This window comes from Mesorhizobium sp. P2_C7 (assembly GCF_056404515.1).
Genome location: NZ_JBFUDW010000009.1, coordinates 284,342 through 301,657, shown reverse-complemented (window position 1 = coordinate 301,657; position 17,316 = coordinate 284,342). Strand labels below are relative to the sequence as shown.

Genomic DNA, 17,316 nt, shown 5'->3' with positions numbered 1-17,316 from the left:
GGCGACAGCTTCGCGAAGAAGGGCAGTACCTGCCGGCGGCGCAGCGGCTTGCGGACGACAACATCGCCCACCGCATCAATACAGTGAACCTGAAAAACGCTTTTGGCCAAATCCAGGCCGATCGTGATAATATCCATGACGGGTGGCTCCCTTGGCTCGTGGTCGCTTTGACAGCATCCACACTTTGGCACTCAGATGCCGGGAGCGGGAGCCATCCACATCATCTGCTTTGGCCGGTTGGAATCCGAGACCTTCCATTCTGCAAACGGCCCCAAAATGGTCGTCGAATAGTTCTACAATTTGCGATCGATTGGCGATCGCCGGCTGGCGACCTTCAGCTGGCGATGGGTATCATTCTAGATCTTGTCGGCAAGTATGACGCCGCTGATGCCGTAAGCGCGGCGCGTCTGTTCGACAGCCTCGGGCGTGACATCGATCAACAGCGCGATGATGTCGCCGTCGGGATGTTCCAGAGCGTCGCCGAGTTCGATCAGCGTCCAGCCAAGCGCGCGCAGCCGCTTTGGCCAGAATGTCTCGCACACCACGCTGATCTGTCGAATCCCCAGGCTTTGCGCCGTCTCGAGCAGACCGCAAAGAACGAAGCCTGCGATCGGCGACGGGGCGCCTTGCGTGCGAAGCGATGGAACAACGAAGAAACGCGTCCATTCGAAGATTTCAGCTGCTCTCGGAGGCCTGCCGCCGGCGAGACCCGGGAAGACCTCGCTCATGAGATGCGGCTCCAGCGTCGGCACGAGGCGCGAGCCGCCTACGATCTTGCCATTGGTGTCAAGCGCCAGAACATAAAGCGTATGCTCGTTGTCGAAGGCGTCGATCTCGATGTTGATGGGCCGTGCGACGTCGCGCCAACGCCTCTGCTTGACGTAAATCTCGTACCGTATCCGAAAGTAGCGCTCCAGAACTTTCCTGTAGTGCTTCCTGTTATCCCAAGTGACCAGATGCATACGAACCATGACGCCTCCAGGCGGAGGGTCGTAGGAAAATGGACTTGCCGTACGTATGACGGAATTCAGGTATTGCTAGATCTGGATTTCCTGCCGTCGCAGCGCCTTGACGATGGCGTGCGCGACATTGATCGCGTCGAGCTTTGCTCGAATGTTGCGCTGATGGCTTTCAACCGTGTTCCTGGTAACACCGAGGATACAAGCGATGTCCTCGGTGGATTTGCCTTGCGCGCTCCACTCCAGGAGTTCGCGCTCACGCGCCGTCAAGGGCGTGGGCTCATCACCATCGCCGGGTGTTCCCAGCCCTGAGAGGCTGCGAAAGGTATGCACGCAAAGCGTTTCGATAAGGGGCATGGCGCTTGGCGGAACGTCCATCCGGTCACTCGCCATCGTGACGACGCCTGGTCCGGCCAATGGGACATGAATTGGGACGCAGATGCCTTCTTTCATCCCGAACTCGGCCGCCTCGTCCATGACCAGCTTCGCGCGTGCAACCAGTCTTGCGGCTGGCAGTTCGCCCCATCGGAAAGGCTCTGGCGAGTACCGGCACTGGGCGACACAAGGATCGTGCAAAAAATGCTCCTCGGTGACGTAGCGACGATGCCATTCAGGAGACCAGCCATCGGCAAGAATTTCACGCTGCCAGTCCGTACCGTGCGGCACGGGCAGTCCGGTGACCAGAAAATTGCGCAATCCGTAGCGCTCCATGGCCAAGCGGAACTCCTGAAGGATTGCATCAGTCGACCGCGCGGTGTCGATCTTCGTGATCGCCGTAAAAAGGTCGATAACAGTTTCATTGTCCATCGGCAGACCTCAACCACAGTCAAGCCCTACCCCGCGGAACAACCTATGGCTGTCTAGACACCGCCTTCAATGGGATACGCATCGAATGTACACTAAAGGAGTCAATCAGGTATCACAAAGACGAGATAAGTGAAAATCAGATCAGCACTGCATTGTTGAAGTCTGGCTTCAATTGGTCGACTTTGAAGTCGCCTGCTTCGTCACCCGAATAGCTCGCTTACTTGTCGGGCTTGCCGAAACCAACTCTTGTGGCTCGACATTCAACGCCTTGGCCAGAATTTCGACTGTATCCAGCGTGGCGTTGCGCCGCCCGGCCTCGACGCTGCTGATATAGGCGCGCGTGCGGCCCGAAACGAAAGACAACTGCTCCTGAGAGAGTTTTCTTTCTCTCCGAAGCCGCTGCACGTTCAGACCAAAAACGCCGCGAAGTTTCATCAAACAACGGATGCTACGGCGCGCACTATGGTGCGACACACTATAGTGCACATTCCGCATTGACAGCCGTGCTGTTGGCTGTTTGAAACAACCAGCGAATTCATCGTTTCCTGGACAAGGAATACCCATGGCGAGCCGGCCGTTTCGCGACCTCGCACACGACATGTCCGCGCATCTCTCAGGCGAGCAAAACCGACCCGACATGGACACAAGTCGGGTCCTGGAGTTCGTCTGCATCCGATGCGGTGCTTCCTACCCTGCCGATGTCACCATCGACTCCAAAGGGTGCGCGCGGTGCCAGGACACCGCGCCGGCAAATCTTCGCCCGGTCTATGCGGTCCCGCAGTCTCCCCTCTTGGCCGCCGCCACCAGCTCGGGCTCGCTGTGGCGTTTTGCGCATATGCTGCCTTGCACGGAAGCGGAGGCAGTGAGCCTCGGCGAGGGTCTGACGCCTTTGCTTGCCGCGCCGCGCATCGGCGCGTTTCTCGGCGTGCCGGATCTTGCAATCAAGGACGAAGGCCGAAACCCGACCTGGTCGCACAAGGACCGCTTCTCGACCATCGCGGTCAGCGTGGCGCGCGCGCGTGGCGCGAAGATTGTCGCGACCGCCTCATCGGGAAACGCCGGTGCTTCGCTGGCGGCCTACGCTGCCCGCGCGGGCTTGAAATGCATCGTCACCACTTTCGCGGGATCAGCCGGCGCGATGCTGGCGCAGATCCGCAAATATGGCGCGACGGTCCTGCCCCTGGTCAGCAAAATGGACCGATGGTCGCTGCTTGAACAGGCGGCGGCCCGTTACGACTGGTTCATCGCATCGCCCTATCACGGTCCGGTCGTCGGCAGCCACCCACTCGGCATCGAGGGCTACAAGACAATCGCCTATGAGATCGTCGAGCAATCAGATGGCACGGCGCCCGACTGGTGCGTTCTGCCGGTCTGCTACGGCGATGCCCTGTCCGGTGTATGGGCTGGCTTTTGCGAGCTGTTCGCGCACGGGTCGATCACGCGCCTGCCTCGTCTCGTCGCAGCGGAGGTGCATGGTTCGCTGTCGGACGCTCTGGCCAGCGGCGCCGATGCGTTGAGTGAACGCAAGATGCTCTTCGACAGCCTTGCCGTATCGATCGGCACGCCGCGCAGCACCTTTCAGGCGCTGAAGGCGCTGCGCGAATCCGGCGGGCATGCCGTCCCCGTCAGCAATCACGGCCTGATCGCGATGCAGGAGCGCCTTGCGCGGGACGAAGGGATCTTTGCCGAACTGGCGTCAGTCACGCCGCTGATGGCGATATCGACATTGAAGGCCCAAGGTGTCATTGCAGCCACAGACCGTGTCGTGGCCGTCGTGACAGCCAGCGGTCTCAAGGACCTCGATCGGTCCGCCGGATCGAACGAACACGATCAGGTCTTCCAGACGACGGACGATGCCTGGCGCTGGCTCGACAAAAGCGGGCTGGATCTCGCTTCATAGATTTTCCGCCGCGCCAACAGCCGGTGGCACGTCGCTTGCTTCGCGCGTTTTCAGCACATCGTCGAGGCTGCGTCGCAGCCAAAGAAAGCGCGTCCATTGCGTCTCCGCGGCTGGCGCGATGGTCGTCAGCGTCCTCGGCTCGGCCAGTTCCTTGCAGGGCCAGCCAGGCAGAGCCGCAAGCCAGTCGTCATTGTAGACAGTCTCGGCATGGCGATGGCCTTCGTCAGGCATGATGACCGCCACTTTCGCGTCGGGAAGCGTCGTTGCAACCCATTTCGCCACCAACGCGGCAGCACCGCTGGTCGGCCCCATGAAGAGGCCGTGCTCGCGCAGCAAACGGTGCGCGGTCATATATGCCGGGTAAGCGCCAACCCAATGGATCTCGTCGACAAGCTCATGCCTGACATTTTTCGGCAGAACGCTGTTGCCCAGGCCCCGCAGCATGCGTTTGCCGACCGGCTGCTCGAACAGAATGCTGCGATGGGTATCGACGGCAAACACCGTCAGATGGGGAAAGACAGTTCGCAAAAAAGAGGCGGTGCCGCATAGCGAGCCGCCGGTGCCGACGCAGCCGACCAGGCAGTCAATCCTGCCCATTGCCCGGATGAAGAGTTCGGCCAGCCGCGCATAAGCAAGCCAGTTGCCCGGACTGTCGTATTGGCGGGTCCAGAAGCCGTCGGGCTCATTGGCCAGGATTTCCTGCAGGCGCTCCAGCCGGCCAGGCTGGTTGCCGTCGCCGCGCGGATCGTCAAGGGCGATGACCGTGGCGCCGATGCGCTCCAGGCGGGCTTTGTATTTGGCATCGATCAGCGTTGAAGCGGTGACGAGCGTCAGGCGATAGTGGCGCGCCGCCGCCAGCAGCGCGACCGCCATGCCGAACGTGCCCGACGTCGTCTCGACAATGTGGGAGCCTGCCTTCAGTTCGCCATTCGACGCCGCCCGATCCAGAATGTAGCGGGCCGGCATCAGCTTCATCAGCGGAAAAGCCGCGGCGACGAGATTTGGCGCAAGTCGGGCAAGGCGCGGGGTCTCAAGGTCCCTGAAATAGTCCACGTCGAAGCTCACCATGACCAGCCCTCCGCATTGACCAGATGGACTTCGACATCCTTGAAGCCGGCACGTCTTATCTGCTGCGCGACGAGCGCCGCCCGCCGCTTCAGATTCGGGGCGACAAGATCGAAAATCAGGCCGAACAACGAACCGCTATGGGCAACCTGCACTCCGCAGGCCCCGGCTCGCCTGGCAATGTCGGCGATCTCGCCAAAGCCCTGTTTGGGCAAGTGCCGTTGACTGATCAGGGCACTGGCCGAGGCGGCGCGTCCAAGAAGATAGGGATCCTGAAAGCGAACCGCGCGCGCAACCAGCGCCCGCAGCACGCCGAACTCCTGGATCTCGGCACTGTCGTAGCGAGCGGGCGGCAGCTGCAATGTGTCGACCGGGACCCCGCCTTTTGCCTTGAACCCGACCAGGAGCAGCGGCGGCAGGGAGCCTGCGAAATTCTCGATCACCGTACCTTCGCGTTGCGCGAACAGCACCGCGTGCTCATCGAAGGCGATCGCGTCGCTGGCGCGCTCGGCAGCCACGGCCAGACGCCCGATGCTCGACGGCCGCAGTTGGACGTTGAGGGCCGCGGCGACGGCGCGAATGGAAGCGACGACGTCAGCCGTCGATGAGCCGTAGCCGTGCCCTACAGGAATCGAGCTCTGAAGTATCAGCTCGCCACCGCCRGCGGCGTTCAAGAACTCGAGCGTGAGCCGCGCGGCTGCCGACGCCTTGACCTTGTGATCGGGGTAGACAACGACCGCATCTGCGTCGCTCCTGGCAAAGCGCGCCTCCGATCTCAAGCCGGCAATCGGCAGCGTCACGAGCCCGCGATGAAGGCGCCCGCCATCATCCTTGAAGACGCCCTGGATGAGTTCGCCGTGATGCGCAATCGCCACCGCCATCCCAACCGGCGACCGCATCGTTCCACGGCTCATAAGATCGTCGGCCCCAGTCATTTTCATCTCCCCCGCTTTGTCGCAACGCGGGAAGATGGCGCCGACGATTGGCAGCCGCCCTCAAGGAATTCCGGTATTGACGGCCACTATCGAACGACCCGGCTGCGAGGCAATGCTGTCGGATCGTCAGGCGGCGGAGCCAAGGTGCCTCAGCGGCCGGCCGGCCGACACCGATTGCACTGCGGCCATGATACCTTGCGCATCGATCCCAAAATGCCGATAGAGATCCGCGATCGTACCGGTCTGGCCGAAATGCTCGACGCCGAGCGCGCGCGTGCGATGGCCATGAACCGACCCCAGCCAGGCGAGCGTCGCGGGATGCCCGTCCAGCACCGTCACGATGACGCATGAGGCCGGGAGACCGGCCAACAGGCGCTCGATATGACTGATGGCGTGCGGATGGCCATACTGGCGCGCCCGCGCCGCGGCCGACCAGCCGGCATTCAGCCGATCGGCCGAGGTCACGGCAAGAAGCCCAATATCGCGCCGGTCACCGGCCATCAGGCCCAAGGCCTGCACCGCCTCCGGTGCGACAGCTCCCGAATAGGCGATCACGACTGCGGCATTCGGCCCGGGTTTGCGCAACCAGTAGGCGCCATCGACGATGTCGCGCGCCAGCGGATCCTCGGTGTGGCGTATCGGCTGCTCGATCGACCGCGTCGAGAGCCTGAGGTAGACCGAACCGCCAGTCTGATCGCGCAGCCAGGTCTGGTCGTCGGGCTCGGCCTCGCCGGAGCGCTGCATGTAGTCGAATGCCCAACGCATGATGACTGCCAGCTCGTCGACATAGGCAGGCTCGAATGTCGCCAGGCCGTCCTGCGCCATGCCGATCAGCGGCGTGGCGATCGACTGATGCGCACCGCCCTCGGGCGCCAGCGTCACGCCGGAGGGTGTCGCCGCCAGGATAAAGCGAGCGTCCTGATAGCAGGCATAGTTGAGCGCATCGAGGCCGCGCTCGATGAAGGGGTCGTAGAGCGTTCCAACCGGAAGCAGGCGCTCGCCGTGAAGCGCGTGCGACAAGCCCAGCGCCGACAGCATCGTGAAGAGGTTCATCTCCGAGATGCCCAGTTCGAAATGCTGTCCCGACGGCGAGAACGTCCAGTTGAAGGTAGAGGGAATGCGTTCTTCACGAAAAATGTCCGCCTGGTCGCCGCGCGCGAACAGACCCCGCCTGTTCACCCAGGCGCCAAGATTGGTCGAGACCGTGACGTCCGGAGACGTGGTGACGACACGCTTTGCAAAATCGCTGTCTGACTTGGCGATCTCGTGCATCAAAAGGCCGAAGCCCTGCTGTGTAGACATGGACGTCTGGACGCTAAAGGCAATCCGCGCCGGCACGGTTACGGCCGGGGCTTCATGGCGACGGGTAGCTGGCCGCGCGAAAGGCGACGACGATAGATAGGACCGGATCGCGGCCTCATCGTATGCAAGACCCTCGAACATGTCCCATTCACGCCCCTTGCGGACACCCATGCCTTGCCGCAGCGCGTCGACTTGCGCCGGTGTCATCAATCCGGCGTGATTGTCTTTGTGGCCCGCCAGCGGCAGGCTGAAGCCTTTGATCGTATAGGCGATGAAGCAGGTCGGACGATCATGCCGGCGCGCTTGCTCAAAGGCATCGATGATGCTCGCCAGATCATGTCCGCCGAGATTTGCCATCAAGGCGGCAAGGTCTTCGTCGCTGCGCTTCTCGATCAGGCGGGTGACCGGTCCCTGATCACCGAGGTCGTCCAGAAGGCGCCTGCGCCATGCAGCGCCGCCCTGGAAGGTCAGTGCGGAATAGAGCTGATTGGGGCATGCGTCGATCCAGGACCGCAGCTTTTCGCCGCCCTCTTCCTCGAAGGCCGCCTGTTGCAATGTCCCATGTTTCAGGATCACCACATCCCAGCCGTAGTTGCGAAAGATAGACTCGAAGCGCTGCCACAGGCCTTCGCGCACCACCGCATCAAGGCTCTGCCTGTTGTAGTCGACGACCCACCAGGTGTTGCGCAGGCCGTGCTTCCAGCCTTCGAGAAGAGCCTCGAAGATATTGCCTTCATCCATTTCGGCGTCGCCGAGAAGGGCGACCATCCGGCCTTCCGGCTGATCCGCGTTCCAGCCTTTTGCCCTGACATAATCCTGGACCAGCGAGGAGAACAGGGTCTGCGCCACGCCCAGTCCAACCGACCCAGTCGAGAAATCGACGTCGTCCATATCCTTGGTTCGAGACGGGTAGGACTGCGCGCCGCGATAGCCGCGAAAATTCCGCAGCTGCTCAAGCGTCTGCCTGCCGAACAGATACTGGATGGCATGGAAGACGGGGCTCGCATGCGGCTTGACGGCCACGCGGTCTTCAGGCCTGAGGATCTGGAAATACAGCGCCGTCAGCAAGGTGGAGGCGGACGCCGACGACGCCTGATGGCCACCGACCTTGAGGCCGTCGTCCGACCCGCGAACATGATTGGCATGATGGATCATCCAGACAGCCAGCCACAGAACCTTGCGTTCAAGCTCGGAAAGGATCGTCATCGTCGGCTCCCGTGAAATCGCGCCTCGACGATAGCGGCTTCGGCCTGTCAAAAGTGGCTATTCTTACGCGAGGAGATCGGTGATATTGGCTGATCCAGCCAATAAAGACACCCTGACGAGGGAAACGTGCCAAATCCGACACTCGATGCAATCGACCTCAAAATCATCGCCGCGCTGCAGAAGAACGCAAAGGCGACGACGAACGACCTCGCTGAAGCCGTCGGTCTTTCGCCTTCACCTTGCGCCCGGCGCGTCCGGTTGTTGGAGAGCGCCGGCGTCATCAAGGGCTATACCGTGATCGTCGACCAGAAGAAGCTCGGCCTGCCGATCAGCGCCTTCGCGTCGATCAAGCTTGAACGGCAACGCGAGGACGATCTCGACCGCTTCTCGCAAGCCGTGCTGCGCTGGCCGGAGGTGGCCGACTGCTATCTGATGACCGGCCAGCGGGATTACCTGATGCGCATCGTGGTGCGCGACCTCGAGGCCTATGAGCGGTTCATCAAGGACAAGCTGACGCGGCTGGACAACATCGCCTCTATCGAAAGCAGCTTCGCCCTGGGTCAGGTCAAGCGCTCCGAAGTGTTGCCTATCTAACCAACCGGGCATTCTGCGACGGTCAGTTGTCGTTACGGCACTCACATTGTGCTCGACGAAAGCAGACCATAGTCTTCGACAGGAGTCCCTGAGGGCCACCTCACTGACATGGCATGGGGTCGGCCTGTCGGGTCGATATGATATTTGTTCCGAAAGGCAAATGTGAACCGATGCTGGTAAGCTCGATGTCGCGAGTTCCTGTTGCCATCATTCTGCCAACAGGAACGTAAGCGTTGCTGCTGTCTCCTACAAACCCTTGGCACGGCGCAATTGACTTGTGATCGGAGATGCCGGCCAGGACTAGGTCGGCCAGGGAGCAACGATATCCCCATCGCCGAGCGCGTCAACCCTTTGGCGGCTGCCTGCCCTGGCGAGATTTCCGATAGAACAGCAAGCACGGAGTCGACGCCGCCTTTGCGGTGGGGAATGCCAAGTGCAACGAGCCCCATTTCTATTCCGGCCAACGTTGACTTTCGGTCAAGCTTGATAAGTGATCTTTCCGCCGCAAATCGTGGTGAGTGGCCGAATGTCAGAGACTTCCTCCAGCGGAGCCGTTAGAAGATCCCCAGACAAGACGACCAGGTCGCCGAACGCGCCGCGAGTGAGTTTGCCCTTCTTCTCTTCTGCGAACTCCGCATAGGCTCCCTCTGTCGTGTAGCCGTGTAACGCGTCCATGAGTGACACTCGCTGATCGGGTAGATCGGGGTGCCACTTCTTCCGAGTCACGGCAGCGTGAATCCCAGCGATCGGATCTATCGGCGCCACTGGCCAATCAGAGCCGAGCGGAATTCGTGCTCCCGCCTCTTGGAGCGTCCTCATTGCATAGAAAAGATGTAGCTTGCCTTCGCCCACGCGCGTCAGTGTAGGCTCGAGAGGTATTCCCATCGTGCCGGGCGGATGCGGGGGTTGCATCGAAGCCAAGACACCCAGTTCCTTGAACCGAGCAATATCCTGCTGCTTGATTACTTCAACATGCTCTACCCGATGGCGACTGTCGCGACGGCCGTTTGCCTTCGCGGCCGCTTCGTATCCGTCAAGAACCTGCCTCACGGCGGCGTCTCCAACAGCATGTACGGCAATCTGCAGCTTGAGCCTATCGGCCACGATCGCAACCTGATTGAAGCTATCTCCATCAAATAGCAGCTGACCTCGCCAACCAGGCATGTCCGCGTAGTCGTCTAGCATTGCGGCTGTGCGACTATCGATGACGCCATCCATGAAGACCTTGACCAACCCCGCTGAGATCCAGTCTGAGGTGAAGCGGCGAGCCATATCGCTTGCTTTCTCGAGTGCCTCGATTGGCATTTGGCGTCGGTAGTGAAAGGGTACTCTCGCTCGAGCTAGAAGCTCTCCCCGGGAATGAAGTTCTGAAAGCAGCTCAAGCTGGTAGAAGTTGCCGTCCATATTGTGGAAGGAGGTGATGCCGTGGCTTGCGCAGTGCTTCAGTCCGCGCAGTATAATGGCTCGATCGAACTCTCGCTGTTCCGTCGTCGGAGGCAGCTTCGGCTCGGTCCCAAATGCCAGCCCTAGCCGCACGCGCCCTTCGCCGGCTGCACCGTAGATCGGCTCCATCGCTTCGAACTCGCGCAACTCACCAGTCGCCAGCCCGTCACTGCCAATAACCACCTCGTTCCCGGGTGGTAGTTCAGCTCCACGCAAAATACCCGCGAGTTCGAGTGCCCTGGTATTCGCCCACATGGTGTGGTGATCAAAGGCCGTCATTGCGAAGGGACGGTCCGGTGCGACGCGGTCCAACGCCTGGCGTGTGATTGGTTCTGTGGGCGAAAGAGTTGTGTAGTCGGCTCCCTGGGCTAGGATAAGCTTGTCGGGTGGTCCACCCTCGCCGTACTGCCTGATCCTCCGACTAAGTTGTTCGGAACCAACAACCCCAGCAAGCTGCAGGTGAGAAAGCTCGGCTCCACCAACGAAGACATGCATGTGGCTCTCGATGAAGCCAGGAACGATCGAGTGACCGTTTGCGTCGATCACCTCTGTACGCTGGCCCCGATACTCCTCCACGCCGTCGTTGGGTCCAACAAACAGGATCCGACCGTCGGAGATCGCAATGGCCTCTGCGCTGGGATTGGAGGGGTCGAGGGTGTGTATCCGTCCGTTGGAGACGATTAGATCGGCATGCATGGTCTACATTGCCCTTAGCATTCGTCGCGATAGAGCTGGCCCCACCTAGGTGAGGCCAGACGCCAGCCGCAGCTTTCTAGTTTTTCAGCTTGGTCCAGATCTTGTCGTAGAACTGGATGGCCTGTTCCCCGCATGGTTGCGAGAAGACCAACTTGACGTCGCTAGGCGGCGTCACCTCTGGCGCGCCCTTCATGTCGGGGCGGTAGAAAGCGTCCGCTCCTTTGATGGTGCTCGAGTAGGTGACGTTGTTCGACTGAAGCGCTGCGTTCTCTGGCTGCAAGAGAAATGCGATAAATTTCTTTGCCTCTTCAGGATGCTTGGCCGTCTTGGGAACCGAAAGTGTTTCCGCCCACGCCACCACACCTTCTTTCGGATAAGCATACTTGACCGCTGGCCGTGCCAATCGCGCGCGCAGCGCATCGCCGTTCCAGTCCTGACTGATGGCGGTTTCGCCAGAGGACATTCGCTCGAGAATGGCGTCGGAGTTGTAGATCTTGACGGCAGCTTTCTGCTTCAAGAGCAAGTTCTGAACAGCCGTCAAATCATCTGGGTTCGTGTTGCATTGAGGCTTACCAAGATAGGTTAGCGCCAAAGACATGACCTCGGTAGGCGACGAGAACATCCCTACTTGTCCTGCCAATTCGGGTGGCGGATCGAAAAGCACCTTGAGACTGTCGATAGGACCTGCGTAGCGCGCCGTGTCGACGGAGTATGACGTGGTCCCCCAATACCAGCTTAGCGAGTATTCGCTGTTTGGATCCCAGACCGGCTTCTGCCACTTCGGATCGATATTCGAGAATCCTGGCATCGACGCGACGTCGATCTTCTGCAGCAAGCCTTCCTTGATGTAGATCGGCAGGAAGTCACTTGTCGCATCGAGAACGTCATAGCCACCAGTTCCCGACTTGAGCTTTGCCAGGGCTGTCTCATTGCTATCGAATACATCGACGACTACCTTGATGCCGGTCTCTTTCTCGAACTTGGCAAGGAGCTCCGGCGAAGTTGCGTTGGACCAGTTGTAAAGGTAAATCTCATCTTGAGAGATCGCTGGTCCCGCGGTCCCGACGACTGCGACAGATGCAAGTAGGACTAGAACGCTGTGTTTCATTCTCATCTCCGTTACAATATCGGTGTTTCATCGTCTTCTTGAAAGAAAATGGGCGGCGGTTACGAGTAGAATCGACAAGCCAAGAAGTAGCGTCGAGATCGCATTTACTTCCGGCTTCACACCAAGACGGATCATCCCGTAGATGTACATGGGAAGTGTGGTGACGCCGGGGTCAGCCACCATCTGACTGATCAGGAAATCATCAAGCGATGTAACGAAAGCCAACATCGCGCCCGACAATATAGCCGGCATGAGGAGCGGCAGAGTGATCAGCCCAAACACTCGTAACTCGTCTGCATATAGATCGCGAGCTGCAATCTCGGCTGCTTCACCCATCTCTCGCAGTCGTGCTCTGATCGGAAGGATCGCGAAGGGAATGCAAAATACGGTGTGCGCGATAATCAGGTTGCCTATGCCCAGCTTGAGGCCGATCGAGGAGAAGAATATTAACGTCGACACGGCGGCGACGATCTCGGGGACGACAAGCGGCATTGCAACTAGCGCCGTGGCGGACGAGCGTCCCTTGAACCTAATACCCCGCTCAAGAGCCATCGCGGCACAAACCGCTAGCGTGGTACTGACAATGGTCGCGACGCAAGCAATTACGAGACTGGCGCGCGCGGCAGCCTGAATTTGCTCGTCCGCGAACACTACGGCGAACCAACGAAAGCCAAAGTGAGTCCAGACAGTAACCTGATCGCCCGCGTTGAACGCAAAAACCATCAACACGAGCAGCGGTGCGTAGAGGAATAGGAATATCGCTACGGCGTAGGTTCCCAATCCTGGCGTCTTTCGCCAGTCAAAAGCGCGAGCGCCTGAACCGGCAGTGACCACTCCAACTGAGGAAATCGCAGGAGCGCTCACAGTTTATGCTCCGCTCGCTCTTGGCGTAGAGACTGTAGCCAAACGCAGGAAAGCACCACGACGGTCAGTAGCATCGCCACCGCTGCGCCAAATGGCCAATTTCGCGCCGACGAGAACTGGTTCTGGATAAGGTTGCCCAGAAGCATCACCTTCCCGCCGCCGAGGAGATCGGGCGTAATGAAGGTTCCTAACGCCGGAGCAAAGACAAGCAAGGCACCAGCAGTAACCCCCGGCTTTGCTGCCGGCCATACAACGTTCAGGAACGTTTGCATTCGACCGGCGTAAAGGTCATGCGACGCCTCAACCAGCCTTGGGTCGAGTTGCTCAAGTGTCGAGTATATTGGCAGGATCATAAAGGGCAGGAACGAGTAGACCAGCCCGAGTAAAATCGATCCATCATTGTAAAGGAGCGGCAGAGGGTGAGACAGGAGGCCCGTTCCGGTAAGCAGGTCGTTCACCAGACCCCGGTCGCGCAGTATCAGAACCCAGCAGTAGGTCCTGATGAGGAGGTTGGTCCAAAACGGCAAGGTTACAAGGAACAGCAATCCAGCGCGCAGGGAAGGTCGCTGGCACGCGATGAACCAAGCCATCGGCAATCCAAGGACGAAGCTGACTGCGGTCGTCGCAAACGCGAGGCCGATGGACCGAAGGAATATCTGCAGATAGTCAAACGAGAAGATGAGATTGTCGCTGAAGTCCGACTGAAAGAACAGCTGAACGTAAGCCGCCAACGACAAAGGCAGATGAGCGCCTCCATAGGAGTCGGCGGTCATGAACGAGATCGCCAGAGCAAGCGCCATTGGCAATACCATGAATACGCCGATCATGAGGATCGCCGGGGCCATCAACGCGGCGGTCGCAAGAGGAGATAGGCGGTTCATTGCTGCATCCACCACTCCGAGGTTTCCGGCCAGTTGAGGCCTACCTCGGACCCGATCGCCAGTCGGCCTGTGGTCACTTCGCGGGCCCTAACCCGAATCTCCGCGTCATCAGGTTCAACCCTCACCTGATAGAGCATATCGCTGCCCAGGAAGGTCGTACCTACGATAGTTCCATGCATACGGCTCTTCTCGGTCGGCGCTCCGATTGAGATGCACTCCGGACGTAGAGAAACACTTGCCCCTCGCCTTCCGAACCGCGCCCCATCAACTATATTCGCTTCACCAATGAAGTCGGCGACGAACTTGTTGTGTGGCTTCGCGTAGACCTCCTCCGGATTCCCTACCTGCAAGAGGTTGCCAGCGTTGAGTACAGCCACCCTGTCGGCCATCGCCAGAGCCTCTTCCTGGTCATGCGTGACGAGGACGAATGTGATTTGGGTTTCTCGCTGGAGACGCTTCAATTCGATCTGCATCTCTTTCCGGAGCTTCAGGTCGAGCGCGGACAGTGGTTCGTCCAGAAGCAGCAATCGCGGCGATGGAGCTAAGGCGCGAGCCAAGGCAACACGTTGCTGCTGGCCGCCTGAAAGCTGAGACGGCTTTCGTTCATCGAGCCCGTCGAGCCGAACCAACCGAAGGACCTCGGAGACTCTTCTATCGATGCTCTCCGCCGGACGCCGCAGCATGCGAAGGCCAAATGCTATATTTTGCCACACGGTCAGATGCGGAAAAAGTGCGTACGACTGGAATACTGTATTAATCGGCCGTCGATGAGGCGGAAGTGGCAATAAATCCTTGCCGTCAAGCTCAATTCGCCCCGACGTCGGATAATCAAAACCGCCGATCAGGCGCAGCAGTGTGGTTTTACCGCAACCCGATGGCCCAAGCAGAATGAGAAACTCGCCAGATCGGATGTCTAGATCAATTTCCGCGAGCGCACTGTGGGCGCCAAAGGACTTCGAAACACCCCTAATCCGAATAAGATCAGAGGTCGCACCCCGCTCGATTGACTCGTTTGCATTTTGCGATTGCACGCCGCTGGAGCTTTCAACCCTCGGGGAATGCAGCGTCATGGTGTTGAAGCGCTCCGCTATTTTGTGACATCCTCCATCCCACGTCATGAACGATATGGCAAGCAAAATGTGATCACGATTGGCGTTTTGGACGGGCATTGCCGACGTCTATATGGCATATCGTGATCACCATAGGTCAGCGCTGGATCGCCGCTGTTACGCTTGGATTGAACGGCTGCGCTGCGGTTCTCAAGAGTGTCGGAGGCGATATTAGCTTACGTGCTGACCCCGCTGATTGCCTTCACCTCAAGAAAGTCTTCGAGGCCATACTTTCCACCCTCTCGACCAATTCCGGACTGAACCGCGCCGGGTTGATCGGAGGCTCCAACTCCTGAGAAGGTGGAGCAATGACAAGCAAGACGACGAACAGATCCTGTCCCGAGGTCCGAACCCGCGTGGTTCGGCTGGTCCTGGATCACGAAGGCGGCATGCCTCGGGTGAGCGACGGTCTTGTCGACCGCAGCCAAGATCGGCTGCACGGCGCAAATGCTGCGTGAGTGGGTGAAGAAGGCCGAGCGCGACAGCGGCGCGCGTGCCGGTGTGCCTACAGACGTGGCGACGAAGCTGAAGGCATTGGAACGCGAGAACGCGAGCTTCGGCAGGCCAACGAGATCCTGCGCAAGGCGAGCGCGTATTTCGCCCGGGCGGAGCTCGACCGCCGGTTCAAGCGATGATCGCCTTCATTGACGATCACCGCGCGGCGCATTTGGTCGAGCCGATCTGCAAGGCGTTGCCGATCGCTCCATCGACCTAGCACGACCATGTCGCAAAGCGCACCGATCCCTCCCGGCTGTCGGCTCGCCAAAGCAGGAAGAGGCTTTGAAGGATGAGGTCCGACGCGTGTTCGATGCGAATCTCCGCGTCTACGGCGTTCGCAAGGTCTGGCGGCAGTTGCAGCGCGAGAGCTTCGATGTCGCCCGCTGCACGGTTGCTCGCCTGATGAAGGCCATGGGCCTCGAACGCATCAGCCCAGCGCCACAGCTGCGCTGCCTGTCCTCGCTTAAAGGTCGAGAGGAGTCGACTGAGGCGCCAAGCAATCAATGTGATCACATATCCGGTCACATCGTGCGATTTCCACGTCGAGGGTGACCGGAAATACTGCGCGGCGTGAAAAGTACTCGTTATCGGTTGTCAGTCGTAGTTAAGTGTCTGACGCAGCAGGTGTATGGCGTCCAGAATGTCAGCCTGGATAGCCACGCCCAAGGCGGCGGCGTCGTTGCGCCTGATCGCTTCGAGAGCCATCTTGTGCTTGTCAACAATCGAGGTCGTTTCCGTCATGTCGTAGACACTTCTCATGAACGGGCCGAATTGCATCCATATGCTCTCGAGGAGCGGTAGGAAGACCTCGGAGTTGCCGGCACGGTACAGTTCAAAGTGGAAGTGATAGTTCCCCATCATGTACGCGTCGGCGTCGCCCGCACCGTAACTCAGATTCATTTGGGCATCGAACTCCTCCATCCTCTTAAGCTGGGTCGCCCCAACATAGGGAAGAGCGAGTTTCGCACAGTGCGGCTCGATCTGAAGTCGCGCCTGCATGAGTTCTTCGAAGCGTTGACGCGTTAAGTCCGGAACGCACACGCGGCCATTGCGGCGAACCTCAAGAGCGCGCTCCCCTCCGAGTCGACCGATTGCCTCCCTAACCGGCATAAGACCAACACCGAAGTCGCCACTTATGCCACGCAAGCTAACGCTCGTCCCCGGTTTGAACCGACCGGTGATCAGCTGCTCCCGGAGCGCCTGATAGAGCTGCTGTTGCTGTGTTACGAGATCACGCATGGTAGCGAGTGGCGACATCCCTTTTTCCGGAGAAGAGCTAGCAGAGCCCCCAATTCGTTACAATGTCTCGCATTACCTCGTTGATACAAGTTCTACCGCGAATGGACAGTGACCTGAGACCCTTGTTCCCTCCAGCTCAATGGAGAGTCCAGAGTTTCATTGAGGTGCTCCCGGATTTTAGACCGCAGGGCTGGGGAATTTCCCCTCCTGCTAACTCTTGGCGGACCGGATGCGCCTGAGCCATTCATAAGCAATATCGGTGGCTTGTTGCCGATGGCGCTGTGAGGACGAACCTCGTTGTAGTCTCTACACCATCCCTCCATTTTCTGCCGGGCGACGTCAAGGATCCGGAACGTGCCGTTGAACGATTCGATATAGGCGTTGTCGGTGGGCTCGCCTGGCCGGGAGAAGCCCAAGATGGCATCCCTTTGGTAGGCCCACAGATCGAGATCACCGGAGATGAATTCGCTGCCGTTGTCGACCCTAATCGTCTTCGGATAACCGATCTCCCAGCAGACACGTTCCAGCGTCTGCACGACGTCCTCGCCACGATATGTGAAGCGCGGGTCTGTCGCCGGGGCGTAGCGCGAATGCGTATCGACAACGGTCAGGCCGCGAATTCCACGTCCACCCAATCGCAATTCACGAACAAACGTATCGCCTCGTGCCAAAAGCGAGAGCTTCTCACCACTGTGCTAGCAACATTTAAT

14 protein-coding genes, 3 pseudogenes and 1 other annotated feature are annotated in these 17,316 nt (G+C 59.5%); of the genes and pseudogenes, 3 read left to right on the top strand and 14 right to left on the bottom strand.

What is annotated here, in order from left to right:
- The 4 genes and pseudogenes from AC1D2G_RS20745 to AC1D2G_RS20730 all read right to left on the bottom strand — a co-directional run.
- Window positions 1-137 (bottom strand): annotated as a pseudogene (locus AC1D2G_RS20745) (IS110 family transposase); the annotation flags it as partial.
- 219 nt (window positions 138-356) lie between these two features.
- A complete protein-coding gene (locus AC1D2G_RS20740; protein ID WP_477416297.1) occupies window positions 357-971 on the bottom strand; it encodes an acyl-homoserine-lactone synthase in 615 nt (204 codons plus the stop codon).
- 66 nt (window positions 972-1,037) lie between these two features.
- The gene (locus AC1D2G_RS20735; protein WP_477416294.1) at window positions 1,038-1,766 is read right to left on the bottom strand and encodes a LuxR family transcriptional regulator; all 729 of its coding nucleotides are present in this window, start codon (window positions 1,764-1,766) and stop codon (window positions 1,038-1,040) included.
- Between the two features lie 168 nt (window positions 1,767-1,934).
- On the bottom strand, window positions 1,935-2,201 hold the full coding sequence (locus tag AC1D2G_RS20730) for a helix-turn-helix domain-containing protein (RefSeq protein ID WP_477416292.1): 267 nt from the start codon (window positions 2,199-2,201) through the stop codon (window positions 1,935-1,937).
- A gap of 202 nt (window positions 2,202-2,403) precedes the next feature.
- On the opposite strand from AC1D2G_RS20730, the gene AC1D2G_RS20725 reads away from it, so the two are divergent.
- Window positions 2,404-3,666 carry a threonine synthase gene (locus AC1D2G_RS20725; RefSeq protein WP_477416317.1) on the top strand — a complete coding sequence of 421 codons (1,263 nt, stop codon included), beginning with the start codon at window positions 2,404-2,406 and terminating at the stop codon, window positions 3,664-3,666.
- Here AC1D2G_RS20725 and AC1D2G_RS20720 read toward each other — a convergent pair.
- The 3 genes from AC1D2G_RS20720 to AC1D2G_RS20710 form a co-directional block, all read right to left on the bottom strand.
- A complete protein-coding gene (locus AC1D2G_RS20720; protein ID WP_477416290.1) occupies window positions 3,661-4,734 on the bottom strand; it encodes a PLP-dependent cysteine synthase family protein in 1,074 nt (357 codons plus the stop codon). The genes AC1D2G_RS20725 and AC1D2G_RS20720 overlap by 6 nt on opposite strands.
- Window positions 4,728-5,612 (bottom strand): GHMP family kinase ATP-binding protein, encoded by an 885-nt coding sequence (locus tag AC1D2G_RS20715; protein WP_477416288.1) that lies wholly within the window; start codon window positions 5,610-5,612, stop codon window positions 4,728-4,730. Before AC1D2G_RS20715 ends, AC1D2G_RS20720 begins: the two co-directional genes overlap by 7 nt.
- A 180-nt stretch (window positions 5,613-5,792) precedes the next feature.
- Window positions 5,793-8,174 (bottom strand): transketolase, encoded by a 2,382-nt coding sequence (locus tag AC1D2G_RS20710; protein ID WP_477416286.1) that lies wholly within the window; start codon window positions 8,172-8,174, stop codon window positions 5,793-5,795.
- A 126-nt stretch (window positions 8,175-8,300) separates the two neighbouring features.
- On the opposite strand from AC1D2G_RS20710, the gene AC1D2G_RS20705 reads away from it, so the two are divergent.
- Window positions 8,301-8,768, top strand: coding sequence for an Lrp/AsnC family transcriptional regulator (locus AC1D2G_RS20705; protein WP_477416284.1), 468 nt, complete (start codon window positions 8,301-8,303; stop codon window positions 8,766-8,768).
- A 477-nt stretch (window positions 8,769-9,245) separates the two neighbouring features.
- Here AC1D2G_RS20705 and AC1D2G_RS20700 read toward each other — a convergent pair whose 3' ends face one another.
- From AC1D2G_RS20700 to AC1D2G_RS20680, 5 genes are all read right to left on the bottom strand, one after another.
- Complete coding sequence (locus AC1D2G_RS20700) at window positions 9,246-10,907, bottom strand: amidohydrolase (RefSeq protein WP_477416282.1); 1,662 nt, start codon at window positions 10,905-10,907, stop codon at window positions 9,246-9,248.
- 76 nt (window positions 10,908-10,983) lie between these two features.
- The gene (locus AC1D2G_RS20695) at window positions 10,984-12,015 is read right to left on the bottom strand and encodes an extracellular solute-binding protein (protein ID WP_477416280.1); all 1,032 of its coding nucleotides are present in this window, start codon (window positions 12,013-12,015) and stop codon (window positions 10,984-10,986) included.
- 27 nt (window positions 12,016-12,042) lie between these two features.
- Window positions 12,043-12,795: an ABC transporter permease gene (locus AC1D2G_RS20690; protein ID WP_477416278.1), complete on the bottom strand. Its 753-nt coding sequence runs from the start codon at window positions 12,793-12,795 to the stop codon at window positions 12,043-12,045.
- A gap of 80 nt (window positions 12,796-12,875) precedes the next feature.
- On the bottom strand, window positions 12,876-13,760 hold the full coding sequence (locus AC1D2G_RS20685) for an ABC transporter permease (protein WP_477416276.1): 885 nt from the start codon (window positions 13,758-13,760) through the stop codon (window positions 12,876-12,878).
- Window positions 13,757-14,830 (bottom strand): ABC transporter ATP-binding protein, encoded by a 1,074-nt coding sequence (locus AC1D2G_RS20680; protein WP_477416274.1) that lies wholly within the window; start codon window positions 14,828-14,830, stop codon window positions 13,757-13,759. The genes AC1D2G_RS20685 and AC1D2G_RS20680 overlap by 4 nt, the downstream gene beginning before the upstream one ends.
- Before the next feature lie 347 nt (window positions 14,831-15,177).
- Here AC1D2G_RS20680 and AC1D2G_RS20675 point away from each other — a divergent pair.
- Window positions 15,178-15,796 (top strand): annotated as a pseudogene (locus AC1D2G_RS20675) (IS3 family transposase); the annotation flags it as partial.
- Window positions 15,459-15,575: a sequence feature (AL1L pseudoknot), on the top strand. It overlaps the preceding pseudogene by 117 nt.
- 165 nt (window positions 15,797-15,961) lie before the next feature.
- Here the strand turns inward: AC1D2G_RS20675 and AC1D2G_RS20670 are convergent.
- Together AC1D2G_RS20670 and AC1D2G_RS20665 are read right to left on the bottom strand one after the other, a co-directional pair.
- Complete coding sequence (locus tag AC1D2G_RS20670; RefSeq protein ID WP_477416272.1) at window positions 15,962-16,624, bottom strand: GntR family transcriptional regulator; 663 nt, start codon at window positions 16,622-16,624, stop codon at window positions 15,962-15,964.
- Between the two features lie 200 nt (window positions 16,625-16,824).
- Window positions 16,825-17,259 (bottom strand): annotated as a pseudogene (locus AC1D2G_RS20665) (integrase core domain-containing protein); the annotation flags it as partial.
- Window positions 17,260-17,316 lie beyond the last annotated feature (57 nt).

Excerpts from the sequence above, each read along its gene's own strand:
- AC1D2G_RS20740 (WP_477416297.1), bottom strand. The coding sequence starts at position 971 with ATGGTTCGTATGCATCTGGTCACTTGGGATAACAGGAAGCACTACAGG.
- AC1D2G_RS20735 (WP_477416294.1), bottom strand. The coding sequence starts at position 1,766 with ATGGACAATGAAACTGTTATCGACCTTTTTACGGCGATCACGAAGATC.
- AC1D2G_RS20730 (WP_477416292.1), bottom strand. The coding sequence starts at position 2,201 with ATGAAACTTCGCGGCGTTTTTGGTCTGAACGTGCAGCGGCTTCGGAGA.
- AC1D2G_RS20725 (WP_477416317.1), top strand. The coding sequence starts at position 2,404 with ATGGACACAAGTCGGGTCCTGGAGTTCGTCTGCATCCGATGCGGTGCT.
- AC1D2G_RS20720 (WP_477416290.1), bottom strand. The coding sequence starts at position 4,734 with ATGGTGAGCTTCGACGTGGACTATTTCAGGGACCTTGAGACCCCGCGC.
- AC1D2G_RS20710 (WP_477416286.1), bottom strand. The coding sequence starts at position 8,174 with ATGACGATCCTTTCCGAGCTTGAACGCAAGGTTCTGTGGCTGGCTGTC.
- AC1D2G_RS20700 (WP_477416282.1), bottom strand. The coding sequence starts at position 10,907 with ATGCATGCCGATCTAATCGTCTCCAACGGACGGATACACACCCTCGAC.
- AC1D2G_RS20695 (WP_477416280.1), bottom strand. The coding sequence starts at position 12,015 with ATGAAACACAGCGTTCTAGTCCTACTTGCATCTGTCGCAGTCGTCGGG.
- AC1D2G_RS20685 (WP_477416276.1), bottom strand. The coding sequence starts at position 13,760 with ATGAACCGCCTATCTCCTCTTGCGACCGCCGCGTTGATGGCCCCGGCG.
- AC1D2G_RS20680 (WP_477416274.1), bottom strand. The coding sequence starts at position 14,830 with ATGACGCTGCATTCCCCGAGGGTTGAAAGCTCCAGCGGCGTGCAATCG.
- AC1D2G_RS20670 (WP_477416272.1), bottom strand. The coding sequence starts at position 16,624 with ATGTCGCCACTCGCTACCATGCGTGATCTCGTAACACAGCAACAGCAG.